At 53.9% G+C, this 13,243-nt stretch carries 11 protein-coding genes; 5 read left to right on the top strand and 6 right to left on the bottom strand.

Features of this window, described 5'->3' with window-relative positions; all coding sequences use genetic code 11:
• Window position 1 precedes the first annotated feature (1 nt).
• The 5 genes from WJU18_RS30715 (at window position 2) to WJU18_RS30695 (ending at window position 4,725) form a co-directional block, all read left to right on the top strand.
• Window positions 2-1,267, top strand: coding sequence for a lipopolysaccharide biosynthesis protein (locus WJU18_RS30715; RefSeq protein ID WP_423458066.1), 1,266 nt, complete (start codon window positions 2-4; stop codon window positions 1,265-1,267).
• Entirely contained in the window at window positions 1,264-2,022 is a 759-nt protein-coding gene (locus WJU18_RS30710) for a class I SAM-dependent methyltransferase (protein ID WP_423458065.1), read from the top strand. Before WJU18_RS30715 ends, WJU18_RS30710 begins: the two co-directional genes overlap by 4 nt.
• Window positions 2,019-2,624, top strand: a complete 606-nt coding sequence (locus WJU18_RS30705) for an HAD-IB family phosphatase (protein WP_423458064.1) — start codon at window positions 2,019-2,021, stop codon at window positions 2,622-2,624. The genes WJU18_RS30710 and WJU18_RS30705 overlap by 4 nt, the downstream gene beginning before the upstream one ends.
• Complete coding sequence (locus WJU18_RS30700) at window positions 2,600-3,280, top strand: NTP transferase domain-containing protein (protein ID WP_423458063.1); 681 nt, start codon at window positions 2,600-2,602, stop codon at window positions 3,278-3,280. Before WJU18_RS30705 ends, WJU18_RS30700 begins: the two co-directional genes overlap by 25 nt.
• An 83-nt stretch (window positions 3,281-3,363) precedes the next feature.
• Window positions 3,364-4,725, top strand: a complete 1,362-nt coding sequence (locus tag WJU18_RS30695; protein ID WP_423458062.1) for a hypothetical protein — start codon at window positions 3,364-3,366, stop codon at window positions 4,723-4,725.
• 68 nt (window positions 4,726-4,793) lie between these two features.
• On the opposite strand, the gene WJU18_RS30690 is transcribed toward WJU18_RS30695, so the two are convergent.
• From WJU18_RS30690 to WJU18_RS30665, 6 genes are all read right to left on the bottom strand, one after another.
• Window positions 4,794-6,794: an acyltransferase family protein gene (locus tag WJU18_RS30690; RefSeq protein ID WP_423458061.1), complete on the bottom strand. Its 2,001-nt coding sequence runs from the start codon at window positions 6,792-6,794 to the stop codon at window positions 4,794-4,796.
• 70 nt (window positions 6,795-6,864) lie between these two features.
• Window positions 6,865-7,803 carry a glycosyltransferase family 4 protein gene (locus tag WJU18_RS30685; RefSeq protein WP_423458060.1) on the bottom strand — a complete coding sequence of 313 codons (939 nt, stop codon included), beginning with the start codon at window positions 7,801-7,803 and terminating at the stop codon, window positions 6,865-6,867.
• A gap of 80 nt (window positions 7,804-7,883) precedes the next feature.
• On the bottom strand, window positions 7,884-8,627 hold the full coding sequence (locus WJU18_RS30680; RefSeq protein ID WP_423458059.1) for a class I SAM-dependent methyltransferase: 744 nt from the start codon (window positions 8,625-8,627) through the stop codon (window positions 7,884-7,886).
• A 6-nt stretch (window positions 8,628-8,633) separates the two neighbouring features.
• A complete protein-coding gene (locus WJU18_RS30675) occupies window positions 8,634-9,731 on the bottom strand; it encodes a glycosyltransferase family 4 protein (RefSeq protein WP_423461134.1) in 1,098 nt (365 codons plus the stop codon).
• A 71-nt stretch (window positions 9,732-9,802) separates the two neighbouring features.
• Complete coding sequence (locus WJU18_RS30670) at window positions 9,803-11,767, bottom strand: acyltransferase family protein (protein WP_423458058.1); 1,965 nt, start codon at window positions 11,765-11,767, stop codon at window positions 9,803-9,805.
• Between the two features lie 25 nt (window positions 11,768-11,792).
• Window positions 11,793-13,124, bottom strand: coding sequence for a nucleotide sugar dehydrogenase (locus tag WJU18_RS30665; protein ID WP_423458057.1), 1,332 nt, complete (start codon window positions 13,122-13,124; stop codon window positions 11,793-11,795).
• Window positions 13,125-13,243 lie beyond the last annotated feature (119 nt).

Genomic DNA, 13,243 nt, shown 5'->3' with positions numbered 1-13,243 from the left:
TGTGATCGGCTCAATTTTTCGCAACACCTTTCGTACCAGTCTCGTTCTTGGTGTGCGCTTATTTTTACAGGCCGGAACGCTATTGCTGGTGGCGCGCACATTAGGGCCTGAAAAATTTGGGATTTTTACAGGTCTTGCTGCATTAGCGGTGTTGCTGGGCATGCTCTCGACTTTCGGTATGCACTTGGTATTGTTGGCCGAAATGTCAAAGGAACCAGCGCGCCGCGCATTGGTATTGCCATATGCTGTGCCGTCAACCTTATTGTTTGGAGGTCTGTTATTGGTGGTCTATGGGCTAATTTGTGCTTGGCTATTAGGCTTGAACAATATCCCTATTGAAATTATTTTACTTATTGGTTTTACTGAAATATTGCTGCAACCGCTGCTTATCCTAATGGTAAGTGAGCATCATGCCATTGGGAAAATCGCCTATTCGCAGATTTTGCAACTCCTACCTATAGCTTTTCGCATGATTGCAGCAACGGGGATATTCTTTTTGCACCCGTCAAGAGCTATGCATATATATGCTGCATGCTACGCGGTTGCTTCCGTGTTGTCCCTAGTTTACGGCGCGTCGAGGCTTCCTGCTCGCTGGCCCGCATGGCGTGATTGGCGATTGCCAAACAGGAATGAGTGGATTGATGCGTTTGGCTATGCAGCTATTAACGTTAGTAAAGCAGGTCCGGCGGAGCTAGATAAAACGCTGGCTCTGCGACTTTTGCCACATAGCGCAGCAGGAGTATATGCGGCAGCGGCACGTGTAGTGGGGGCTATTACACTGCCAGTGACCGCGATGACCCTATCAGCATTGCCAAAGCTTTTTCGTGATGGTGGCAAGTTAAGCGGTCGCTATCTGTTGAAATGGATGTATGGTGCGGCGTCTCTATATAGCCTGTTAATCGCTGGAGCATTGTGGTTAGCTACCCCCTGGATCAGTTCACTATTTGGGGTTCAATATGAGGGCATTAATAGTGTGATTCGCTTATTGTGCTTTGCTATTCCAGGAATGGCACTGAGGTTGGTAGCTGGAAATGCATTAATGGCATTTGGGAGGCCATGGATACGTGTGGAATTTGAGGCTGCGGGTTTAATAATTTTATTATTCACCAGCATGGTGTTGACTGATAGATGCGATATGGCAGGATTAGCGCTCGCGGTAGCATGCGCAGAATGGAGCATGGCGATGATCGGGACTTGGTTGGTGGTGCGTGAAAGCAAAAAAAATCGAGGATCCGAAGCACATGTGAAACAGGAGGAGGCCGAATGAGTAGGATATATTCAACTTCAGATGCAATTGATAAACCGTCAATTGATAAGAAGTCGGTTGCTGAGTTTTTCGAAAAGCGTGCGCAAAAGATAACATCCCTTGGTCCTATACAAGCTGTGATTTATCAAGACAAAAATCCAGATTTGGCTGCTATGCGCGATGCCGCGGAAAAAACCAAGCTGCTACCATTGTTGCGGCTGGACGGTACGCAGCGTGTCCTGGATGTTGGCTGTGGTACGGGTCGCTGGGCTGGTGAGTTACTGCAAGCAAGCCGCTGGTATCACGGCATTGACGCCAGCGAAGGATTGATCGCATTTGCACGTAAGCAGTTTTCGTCTGCCCTCAATGGCCGTTTTACGACTGCTTCAGTAGATGCATTTTCTTTGAGATCCCTCGGGGAAACACAGCTCTTCGATAGGGTTTTGTGTGCAGGCGTGTTAATTTATCTGAACGATGATGAGATCGTGCCTGCGCTACGGTGTATCGCGAGCGTGGTAAGCAACGGCGGGCTAATCTTGTTGAGAGAGCCATTAGGTGTCGAAAGGCGATTGACTATCTCGGAGCATTATTCCGAAGATATGGAGCAAATCTATAACGCTATCTATCGTACAGATGAAGAGTTAAATTCACTGATTTCCGAGGCGATGCCAGAGGGAGATTTTCGCATAGTCGATTTTGGTGATGTATATGACGCCTCGACGCTGAATAATCGCAGTGATACCAAGCAGAAATGGTTCCTTTTGGAGCGCATATGAGCAGGACTGCATTTTGCTTCGACCTAGACGGTACGTTAACAACAACTGAGATTTTGCCGTGCATTGCGGCTGAGTTGGGCGTGGCTGACGAAATCGCAACTTTGACTCGGTTGACGATGGATGGGCTTGTGCCATTCGAGGATTCGATGCGTCTGCGCACCCTGATCCTTGGTCAGGTGCCCGTGGCGCGGGTACACGACGTCATGGCCTCCGTACCCATTGCAAGCGTGTTGCAGGAGTTCGTGCGACACGCCACTGATCGCTGCTTTGTGGTGACCGGTAACTTAAATATATGGATTTCACCACTAATTGAGAGTTTGGGGTGCAAGGCGTTTAGCTCGCAGGCGAAATTGATAGATGGCGCGGTGAGGCTAGAGTCAGTACTATCCAAAGATGAGGTAGTGCACACCTTGCGAACTGATGGGTGCTTTGACCGTATCGTGGCCATCGGGGACGGCGCGAATGACGCGGCCATGCTACGTGCCGCCGACATCGGAATTGCATACGGAGGTGTGCATGCACCGGCAACCGCTGCCGTTAACGCAGCTGATTTGGTTGTACACAATGCAGGAGCATTATGCAAGTTATTGAAGGCGCTGTAATTGCTTGCGCGGGCCTTGGCTCGCGATTAGGCATGGGTATGCCAAAATGCATGATTGAGGTGGGAGGTAAGACGCTGCTATCCAGGCTGATAGAGACTCTGCAGCCCTTGGTGCCGCGTATTCACGTAGTGGTGGGCTATCGTGAGGAGTTAATTATCGAACATTGTGCTCGGCACCACCGTGAGGTGATCATTGCACGCAATCCTGAATTTCGCACTACTAATACTGCTCATAGTATTCGTCTAGGTTCAACGGGGATGTGCAGTAAGGTTTTATATCTAGATGGTGATTTAATCATTGAACCTTCTTCGCTGCAGAGCTTTGTTGAACTTGCAGCGAAGGTGCCGCTGTTAGTTGGTGTGACGCAGGCAAAAAGCAGTCAGGCGGTGTTTGTTGCTACACATGATGAGGGTGGTGCTCCATCGAAATTCGTTGATAATTTTCAGCGAACGCCAGCAACACCTTGGGAATGGGCCAACGTCTTTGCAGGTTCTCCTAATTTATTAGCTGAGGGGATGCATTATGTATATGAATGCATCGAGCCGCATTTGCCTGTAGCAGCGCATGTTCTTAACTTACACGAAATAGATACACAAGAAGACTTGGTGCAAGCGAAAGCTTGGATCTTTTCGAGCCAGTGCAGCACCGTATCGTGATGCCACCTGGGCGATCTAAACGAGTATTGTTCTTGCTGCAAAGGCCAGAGGCTTGGGGTAATGTAGCTAGCATTTGGCAAGCAATGATAGATACCCCCGCCTTCTCACCAGTGGCGTGGCTATTGCCGTACAACGCAGAGGATATGTCCCTTAGCGCACAGCGTTCGTCGGCGCATAAAGAGCTGCTTCTTTCCCAGGGAGTGCGATGGGTAGACTGGGATGTGGGGATGCATTTAGGCACAGATCAGTTTGATGTCATAGTGTTCACTCATCCCTATGACCGTGAGCGGCCTCGAGAACTATGGTTTGATCGAGTTCGTTCATGCGTAAAAGAGATCGTGTATGTGCCCTATGGCCTTACTGTTGGTGCGGGTGAAAAGAATCTACGTCTGCAATTCGCTCAACCGCTTCAGATTGGGGCGGATCTGATAGTGGCTCGTTCAGCGGCGGAGAAAAGCATGTATGCACGATACTGCCCCGTGGACGAAGGCAGGGTCCAGGTGCTGGGGCATCCACGTTTCGATCGACTGTTGGAGCAACTGCAAACGATTGAAACCTCGAAGCTTGATACGCAGATCAATGGGCGTATGGCTGTTTTGTGGAATAGCCATTTCAGCTTCGGCCACAGATTTTCGCAATCATCGAATTTTTCATCATTTGACTTGCTTGGGCCTGAATTGATAGATTATTTTTCTGCCCATTGTGCTACACATTGCTTGATATGGAGGCCTCATCCAGGGCTATTCCCCGAATTAATCAGGCAAAAGCTTCTGGCCCCAGAAGAATTGCCAACTTTGAGAGGTGAATTAAACTCCCTGGGTATTGTGTTGGATGAGGCTACAGACCATTTGCCAGCTTTTGCTTGCAGTCACGCATTGATAAGCGATCCTGGTTCGTTTTGGTTCGAATATTTGGCAACCGGTAAGCCATTGTTGCCACTTATTAATCCAGAAGGCGAAGGATTTAATGCAGAGGCAGCTTCCTTGATTGTTGCTTGTGGGTCTGCTTCACGCTTTGAAGACGTCGCGTGCTTTATTGAAGCGATTACTGAAGATCGCATTGACTACGAGCGCTACGTGGCTTTGCGTGATTATTACCTTCCGTTGCTGGACGGAAAATCTGGTTCTCGCGTCTGTGCTGCACTACTGGGTGCACAACCACCCGCTATTGATTTGAGCATTCCATTTCACACGGCAAATGAGAGGCTGCAGTTTGAAGGTGTGGCAAGGCATTGTTCGTCATCGCCGATAGAGATGAAAATGCCACCAATATTAACTCGGTTGCAAGCTGGATTACGGCGGATTCGCTCGGAAAAAAAGGCGCAATCAAACCTGAGGAAATGGAGTCGTCGGCAAATGAATCGAGTTAGAACAAGTGCAGGAGAAGCAGTTAAGCGGCAACCAAAATTAATGAAATTGGCTGAGCGCGTTCGGAATATATTGTGATTTTTAATTATTAAATAAATTTCCGATTTAATGTTGTGTATGTCTTTAAAGGATTTTATCTTTGAATTTTATTGCAATATTTTGTCCGGGCTCGGTGAATATTTTTTTATTTGCTGCTGAAAATGTTGGGCCGCAGTAGCAACAAAACTGGCTGTGAGATGATAGCTGTCTCTAAATACCACGACTTCCTTGTCTTCGATGCGACGTGCAGCCTGGCATAAGTCAGTGGGACAAACATAGCTGGCTGTTTCTAGCCAATGCGCTTTGGGCTCCAGGCCAATAGCTTGCTGCAGATAGCTGGCTACTTTCTTGTACTGATCGTTGGCTGGGGCGCCGCGGCATTTTTCCGAGGCCTGACGCTGGAGGCACGCTGGACCATTAAATGTTAAGGTCGGATTGGATTCAATAAGGTAGATGGCGTTAGTATATGGTAGTAATTTATCTAGAATGCGCCGTGTTCCCTCTGTCCATTGTTGAGGAGTAAAGTCTCGGGCGGCGGAGCCACCAATAAAGAGATAATCCGCTTTTTGCTGCTGTAGCCAAGCAATAGCACGTGTACGCCAGGTGGTACATTCAGTGTATTCGCGGCCAATGGGCTTTAAGAAATAAGGCTCGTCGACTATGGGGCAAGCCGATTTGGTTAGGACAATGATTTTCCATTCCGCTGAGTTGAAGATATTATTGAGTGTAGGAAACCATTGTGCGCCAATGCTGTCGCCGAATAAGATTGCAGTATTGGGGGCATCTTTATTGCCATACACGCAAGGCTTGAGAACGTCACTCCGATAATAGTCATCGCAGCCGTGCTGATAGATGATGGGCATGTCAGCGGCGGCTTGGGTATAGATATCGCCTTTGGATGCGGTCAGTTGGTCTTGCGTATAGGTGTTCCAACGCAGTAACTGCGAGTTGAGAATCACCATGGAGAACAAGGCCAGCCCGATTTGCCATTTGTTCTTCGCTCGTGCAGGCCGTCCGTAGCGGATGGGGTTCTCGATCAAGCGATGGGTCAACATGGCGGCCAACAATGAAGCCGCGATCGCCAGCACCGTATTGTTGGCATTGCCCTTGATGGGCAAGAGGTTCTCCCCAATGACCAGAATGGGCCAATGCCATAGGTACCATGCATACGAGAGCCTTCCTATCGCTTGCATAGGCGCAAGGGAAAACAAGGCACTGGGGGAAGTTGTGCGCTGCCCGTCAGCGGAAACACCTGCCCAAAGCAGGGCACAGGTAGCCATTGTCGGAAGCAGGGCCGCCACTCCTGGGTAGCTGGTTTGTGGCCCGATCACGATCAGTGCCATGACCAGCAGGAGTATTCCGCTCCAGCCCAGGGCCTTCGCCTGAAATTGACTTGGTGCTCGCTGACGCGAGAGTAGCCAGACGAGCGCACCGGCGGCAAATTGCCAGGCGCGGGTCGGCATCATGTAAAAGCCAATGATGGGGCTGGTTTGAGACGCTAGGAGGCTGGCCCCCAGTGACAAGACGGCGATGCCTGCGAAGAGGGCGGTCAGCGCCGATTTGGGCGAGCTGCCCTTGGCCCACCGAAGTGCCAGGATGATCAGAAGAGGCCAGACCAGGTAGAACTGCTCTTCAACGCCCAGAGACCAGGTATGCAAAAAGGCGTTGCCACTGGTTTCAGCGGCGAAATAGTCGACATCTGCAAAAGCAAAATAGATGTTGCTGACCCACAGGGCTGCCATGGCAGCCGCCTGACTATGCACCACATTCTGCGCTTCGGGGAGCAGTTTGAAAGCCAGCGCGCTGCTGATGATCAGCATGGTGGCCAAGGCGGGCAATAGCCTTCGCAGGCGGTTGGCGTAGAACCGGGTCAGGGCGATTCGACCGGTGTTCTCACGCTCACGGACCAGGATACCGGTGATCAGGTAACCCGAGATCACAAAGAAGACATCAACACCAATGAACCCTGCGGACAGGCCGGGAATGGCGAAATGAGCGCCAATCACCAGCAGTACGGCGATCGCGCGCAGTCCTTCAATATCAGGCCGGAAAGATGTGTTCGGCACGGAGTGCTTGCCGCATGGACGAAGGCTGCTGTCTATGGTCACGACTTCTTACCTATCTGCCTACGAAATTTACCTAGTGATGGGGCGTAGTAAGGCTTGCATCTTTGTTGCGCTATGGCTTAAGGAGGGTGCGATAGAGCTTAAGGTGAGATGCGAGCATCAGCTCTTCGGAAAATTGATTTATGGCCCGAGCTCGGCCTGCGTGGCTCAATCGATCACGTTTTGCAGAGTCTTTGCATAGAGCTCGTATCGAGTTAGCGAAAGCCACTGCATCATCGATCGGGCAGAGTATCCCGGTTTGCCCATCGATGATCAGTTCTTCTAATGATGTGCTGCGCGCGGCAACTACCGGCAAGCCACAGGCCATGGCTTCCGCCGCTACCAGACCAAAGCCTTCACTTTTGGAGGGAAAGAGCAGGGCATCAGCCTGTTGCATAGCCTTGGCCACTGCGGCATCACCTTGTAGGCGCCCGATATCATGCATGTTGGGAGGCATGTGGGGCTTGTCATTCTCTGCCGCTGGCCCGCCGGTATAGTGCAGTTCGAATCCGTCACCCAATTCTCGGAGAATTGTTGGTAAAAGACCAACGCCTTTGAGGGGTTTCCAACTTCCTACATATAGCAAACGAAAGGGGGTGCCGCTTGGGCGAGATGCAGGAGAAGGGCAAAAGGAAGTAGTGTCGACGCCGTTGTAGATAACCTGCAAAGGTATGTTTAATACAGCTTGACGGGTGCTACTAGCCGCAAACTGGCTAACTGCTACGACTTGGGCGGAAAGGCGAAGTACGCGGCGCTCATTGGGGGCGATCCACCAGCGATGATAAATGGCACGTGCAGTACTCTTGTGGATCCTCGTGTCTGGATGATGTACTGCGTGGTGAATGGTGGCGACTATGGGCAGTTTGGGTGGTAGGAAACGTGTATGCAACCAAGTGTTGACATGTGCAATGGTGGCCCAGGTTGGTGCCTGAGGGATAGGCACGGTCCAAGGCGCGTATTCGGCTCGAAGTGGTAGCCAAGTGATCTCGGCGCGAATGCCGAGCTGGCGCAAGCCGACTACCAACCGTCCAGTGAATATGTCAGTACCGGTACCCGTACGGACAGTAGGAAACCAGATCGCCGGTTCCGAGCTCATGACGTGGTTCGCTCCACACGATAAATCAGAGTCGGGATTAGAGGTCGCAACGGGTGCAAAAGTCCGTTAGGAGATGCCGTCAGTACGCGTGTGCTAATTTGGCCTGCACGTTCGATGTCAAAAGTCGTTTTCCAGCCTTCGACGCAAAGATTGCGATATGCCAAGCCGGCCATAGCCAGCATGCCCTCCAGTTCTCCCATTTCAAGAGGCTCACAGTCATAGAACTCACCCTTACCCATCCAGCGCAAATAGCTGCTGCGCCAACCACGAGGTAACCAACTCAAGAATTTGAGTTGATAGTGAGGTTCAGTGAGCATCCAGCGATTTGGCACTGCTACGTACCCTACGCCGCTAACTTTGAGAACGCGGCGGATTTCTGTCAGGTGGCGTATCTGAGCCTGTGCATCTCCCACATGCTCTATGACGTGATTGGTGATTACCACATCAAATTGCTGGTCGTTGAAGGGCAATTCCACGCCATGCACTTGGTGATAGTCATACCCTTCGCGTACTTGCCGGTTGTCATGCATATCCACGGCGGTTACATGACACGTCAGTTCGGGGTGTGTGGCAAAGTAATGCGCAATACCGCCAGCGCCGCAACCAATTTCCAGGAGCCGTATTGGCTGAGGAAGGGCAGCCAAGTTCAACAGGCGTTCGATTTTCAGCGCCTTTAAACGACGGGACGATAGCTCTAAGGCAGCGTGAGGCAGGCGTTCTGGAGAAGTCATTTCGGCCATGATTCCTTAAGCTTCTGAACGACCCTTGAGAAGGGCGGCATACAGTGTTTCGCCGAATGTCGGCCAAGCAAAGCGCTGCGCGAAGAAGCGGGCCGTGTCTTTCCAGGCTGTAGAGGGCTTCTCCAGCACTTGCAGCACCGTTTGGCTGAGTGCCGAATAGTCCCCCGGACGCACCAAATGACCCGATTCTGAGGGGGCAACAGCATCCACGACGCCACCGGTGGCAAAGGCGACAGTGGGCACACCGTGTGCCGCTGCCTCGATTGCGACCATCCCGAAGCCTTCGGGATCTCCTGGCAAGCTACGCACAGGAAAGACATGCAGCGAGGCGCATTCATATGCACAAGCCAGTGCCATTGGGTCGGTGATGACGCGTAGAAAGCGCAGATGCTGGCCAATCCCTGCAGCATCGGCTACAGCCTGGATGCTTTCGCGAGTCTGCATGCTTGCGTGCAGCGCGTCGGCGGGTGCATCGCCTATGACGACGAGCAAGGTTTCTGGAGCGCTACGCACGATGTCTGGTAGAGCGTGCTCCACGAATTCGCGCAGGCCTTTCCGGGTGGTCAGACGGCCAATAGAGAGGAGTATGCGGGCGTTACCGAGGTCGTGTTGTTGCCGGAACGCCTGAAGTGCTTCGGGCGGTTGTGGCGCATCTGGAATTTGTACGCCAGGGTGCACGATCCGCAGTTTCGCAGCGCTCACTCCCAGTGCTTTCGCTAGCTCCGCCGTTGGCTTGCTGTTTGCAATGACAGTGTGCATACCGCGAATGGCAGGGTGCCACAGAGCCCTATAGATGGGATGCTGCACCGCTGCGTCCAGCCCATGCAGGTACGTACAGGCGCGGGCAGATGATGCCCTCGCAGCCATCCAGGCCGCGGGGGCAGTCAACCCGCTGCCTGCCAACACAATATGCGGTTTCCAGGTGCGTGCCGTCTTGACGGCCTGCCATGCGGAAGCTTGCAAGAAGCGCCATAAGGGGCGTAGCGGCACTTCAGTCAATTGAACCGCAGTTGGCCGCAAAGCCTCCGAGCCTGCAGGGCCGACTATGCGTATATCGGCGTGGCGGGACAACTCATCCGCTATATGCCAGTTCAGGCGCTCCATGCCGCCGACCAGTGGGGGCAAATTGCGAGTGACAAGGAGAATGCGAGGTCGGGATGATGGCATGTGAATACTCACTGCGGTGAGAGCTCATAACCCTGAACTTGCTTCAGGAAGTGCGGAGCAGCCAATTCTGCAAAAGTGGCGGTCAGATGTTGCGAGTCCCTGAAGACAATGACGCCGTTTTGAATGGCTCGGCATTTTCCAGCAGGGCATACCAAGCTACTAGTTTCTATCCAATTGGCTTTGCTGCGGCGGGCATCGGAGGGTGTGCTCACCACCGATTTCAAGAGGGCGGATACACGCGCGTAGGAGGTATTGTCAGCCGTGCTTGGGCACACGCTGTCGTTCCCAGTTTGCGTTTGATGCTGCCTGAGGCAACTTGGGCCATTGAATCCCAATGCGGGATTGGCCTCTATCAGGTAGATGGCTGTCGCACCTGAGGACAGTTTGTCCAGAAGACGGCGAGTGCCTTCCGTCCATTGATCATCAGTGAATGCGCTGGACGCGGTGCCGCCCACGAACAGGCGATCCACCTTTTGGGTTTTCAGCCATTCGATGGCTTTGTCGCGCCAAATGGCGCATTCGGTATATTCCCGCCCAATGCGCTGGTAGAAGAAAGGTTCGTCCACCATGGGGCAAGACGATTTGGTGAGGACGATGATCTTCCATTGGCGGTCATCCAGCATGGCAGTCAAGGTCGGAAACCACTGCGCTCCGATGCTGTCTCCAAGAAGTACGGCGGTTTTCTCCGCATCCGCTTTGCCGTATAAGCAAGGCTTCAGCTCCGAACTCTGGTACCAGTCATCGCAGCCGTGCTGATAGATGATGGGCATGTCAGCGGCGGCTTGGGTATAGATATCGCCTTTGGATGCGGTCAGTTGGTCTTGCGTATAGGTGTTCCAACGCAGTAACTGCGAGTTGAGAATCACCATGGAGAACAAGGCCAGCCCGATTTGCCATTTGTTCTTCGCTCGTGCAGGCCGTCCGTAGCGGATGGGGTTCTCGATCAAGCGATGGGTCAACATGGCGGCCAACAATGAAGCCGCGATCGCCAGCACCGTATTGTTGGCATTGCCCTTGATGGGCAAGAGGTTCTCCCCAATGACCAGAATGGGCCAATGCCATAGGTACCATGCATACGAGAGCCTTCCTATCGCTTGCATAGGCGCAAGGGAAAACAAGGCACTGGGGGAAGTTGTGCGCTGCCCGTCAGCGGAAACACCTGCCCAAAGCAGGGCACAGGTAGCCATTGTCGGAAGCAGGGCCGCCACTCCTGGGTAGCTGGTTTGTGGCCCGATCACGATCAGTGCCATGACCAGCAGGAGTATTCCGCTCCAGCCCAGGGCCTTCGCCTGAAATTGACTTGGTGCTCGCTGACGCGAGAGTAGCCAGACGAGCGCACCGGCGGCAAATTGCCAGGCGCGGGTCGGCATCATGTAAAAGCCAATGATGGGGCTGGTTTGAGACGCTAGGAGGCTGGCCCCCAGTGACAAGACGGCGATGCCTGCGAAGAGGGCGGTCAGCGCCGATTTGGGCGAGCTGCCCTTGGCCCACCGAAGTGCCAGGATGATCAGAAGAGGCCAGACCAGGTAGAACTGCTCTTCAACGCCCAGAGACCAGGTATGCAAAAAGGCGTTGCCACTGGTTTCAGCGGCGAAATAGTCGACATCTGCAAAAGCGAAATAGATGTTGCTGACCCACAGGGCTGCCATGGCAGCCGCCTGACTATGCGCCACATTCTGCGCTTCGGGGAGCAGTTTGAAAGCCAGCGCGCTGCTGATGATCAGCATGGTGGCCAAGGCGGGCAATAGCCTTCGCAGGCGGTTGGCGTAGAACCGGGTCAGGGCGATTCGACCGGTGTTCTCACGCTCACGGACCAGGATACCGGTGATCAGGTAACCCGAGATCACAAAGAAGACATCAACACCAATGAACCCTGCGGACAGGCCGGGAATGGCGAAATGAGCGCCAATCACCAGCAGTACGGCGATCGCGCGCAGTCCTTCAATATCAGGCCGGAAAGATGTGTTCGGCACGGGCTGGTGTGAAGTTGCCTGCAGCTCAGGCGGCCACGACATTGCGGTGCGCGCCCTTGAGACGCCCGCGTGTATCCACGATCAGCGGGGAATGGTCTTCCAGCAGCGCATAGTCAAACCCATCGTGATCAGTCGCCAGCACCACGCAGTCATACCCTGCGAGGCTTTGCGCGCTCAGCGGCACGGATTGCAGGTCAAAGTGGTAATCACGCTTGCGCGGAAACACGGGCACGTGCGGGTCGCTGTAGTCGATGTGGGCGCCCTTGGCTTGCAGCAAATCCATGATTTCCACGGCGGGTGATTCGCGCGTGTCGTCGATGTTCTTTTTGTAGGCCAGCCCCAGCACGAGAATGCGGCTGCCCTTGATGGCCTTGCCCCGGTCGTTCAGGGCGTCTGCCACCTTGCCCACCACCCAGTGCGGCATGTAGTGGTTGATTTCACCAGCCAACTCGATGAAGCGGGTGTTCACCCCGTATTCACGGGCTTTCCAGGTCAGGTAGAACGGATCGATAGGGATGCAGTGCCCGCCCAGGCCGGGGCCGGGTTTGTAAGGCACGAACCCGAAGGGCTTGGTGGCGGCGGCTTCGATGACTTCGTGGATGTTGATGCCCATCTTGTCGGCCACGATCTTCATTTCGTTGACCAGGCCGATGTTGACGCTCCGGTGGATGTTTTCCAGCAGCTTGGTCATTTCCGCCGCGCGGGTGCTGCTGACGGGCACCATGGTTTGTATGGCGTGCTGATACAGGGCCGTGCCCAGGGCCAGGCACCGCGGGGTGGTGCCGCCGATCACCTTGGGAATATCCTTGGTGCCGTAGTGCGGGTTGCCGGGGTCTTCGCGCTCTGGCGAGAAAACCAGCGCGCAGTTTTCTCCAGGGCTCAGGCTGCGCGTGCGCAGGCGGGGGGCCAGCACCTCATCAGTAGTGCCCGGCCAGGTGGTGCTCTCCAGGCTGACGAGCTGGCCAGCGCGCATGTGGGGCAGGGCCGCGTCGATGGTGCCTTCGATGAAGCTCAAATCCGGTTCGCGGTGGGCATTGAGCGGGGTGGGCACGCAGATGATGAGGGCGTCCACCTCCTGGGTGCGGGCGAAGTCGCTGGTGGCCTGAAAGCCTTGGCGGCGGGCGGCCTGGATGTGTTCGGGTGTCAGGCGCTCGATATAGCTTTGGCCGGCGTTGAGCAGCTCCACTTTGCGCGGGTCGATGTCGAAGCCGATCACTTTCAGGCCGACTTCGGCAAAGCGCAGGGCCAGCGGCAGGCCTACATAGCCCAGGCCATACACGCCCACGATGGCGCTGCCATCGGCAATACGGCTTTGCAGGGCGGCAAGAGAATCGGTCGGGGCGGAGTCGGCAGACATAAATGGCAAATCGAGCGCTCGGAGCACAGGAAACACATTTTGTAGCCATTTTGGATTCAAGGCACCGTTTTGGCCCCGCTTATTTCAGGGGGTGATGCGTGGCCCTGACAGGTGCCTGC

It is taken from the genome of Ottowia sp. VDI28 (assembly GCF_049532675.1).
In the GTDB taxonomy this organism is placed as follows: domain Bacteria; phylum Pseudomonadota; class Gammaproteobacteria; order Burkholderiales; family Burkholderiaceae_C; genus Ottowia.
This window is presented reverse-complemented; position numbering and strand designations above follow the sequence as displayed.

What these genes read in the sequence shown, in the direction of transcription:
- WJU18_RS30710 (WP_423458065.1), top strand. Translation starts at nt 1,264, where the DNA reads ATGAGTAGGATATATTCAACTTCAGATGCAATTGATAAACCGTCAATT.
- WJU18_RS30705 (WP_423458064.1), top strand. Translation starts at nt 2,019, where the DNA reads ATGAGCAGGACTGCATTTTGCTTCGACCTAGACGGTACGTTAACAACA.
- WJU18_RS30700 (WP_423458063.1), top strand. Translation starts at nt 2,600, where the DNA reads ATGCAAGTTATTGAAGGCGCTGTAATTGCTTGCGCGGGCCTTGGCTCG.
- WJU18_RS30695 (WP_423458062.1), top strand. Translation starts at nt 3,364, where the DNA reads ATGATAGATACCCCCGCCTTCTCACCAGTGGCGTGGCTATTGCCGTAC.
- WJU18_RS30680 (WP_423458059.1), bottom strand. Translation starts at nt 8,627, where the DNA reads ATGGCCGAAATGACTTCTCCAGAACGCCTGCCTCACGCTGCCTTAGAG.
- WJU18_RS30675 (WP_423461134.1), bottom strand. Translation starts at nt 9,731, where the DNA reads ATGGAGCGCCTGAACTGGCATATAGCGGATGAGTTGTCCCGCCACGCC.
- WJU18_RS30665 (WP_423458057.1), bottom strand. Translation starts at nt 13,124, where the DNA reads ATGTCTGCCGACTCCGCCCCGACCGATTCTCTTGCCGCCCTGCAAAGC.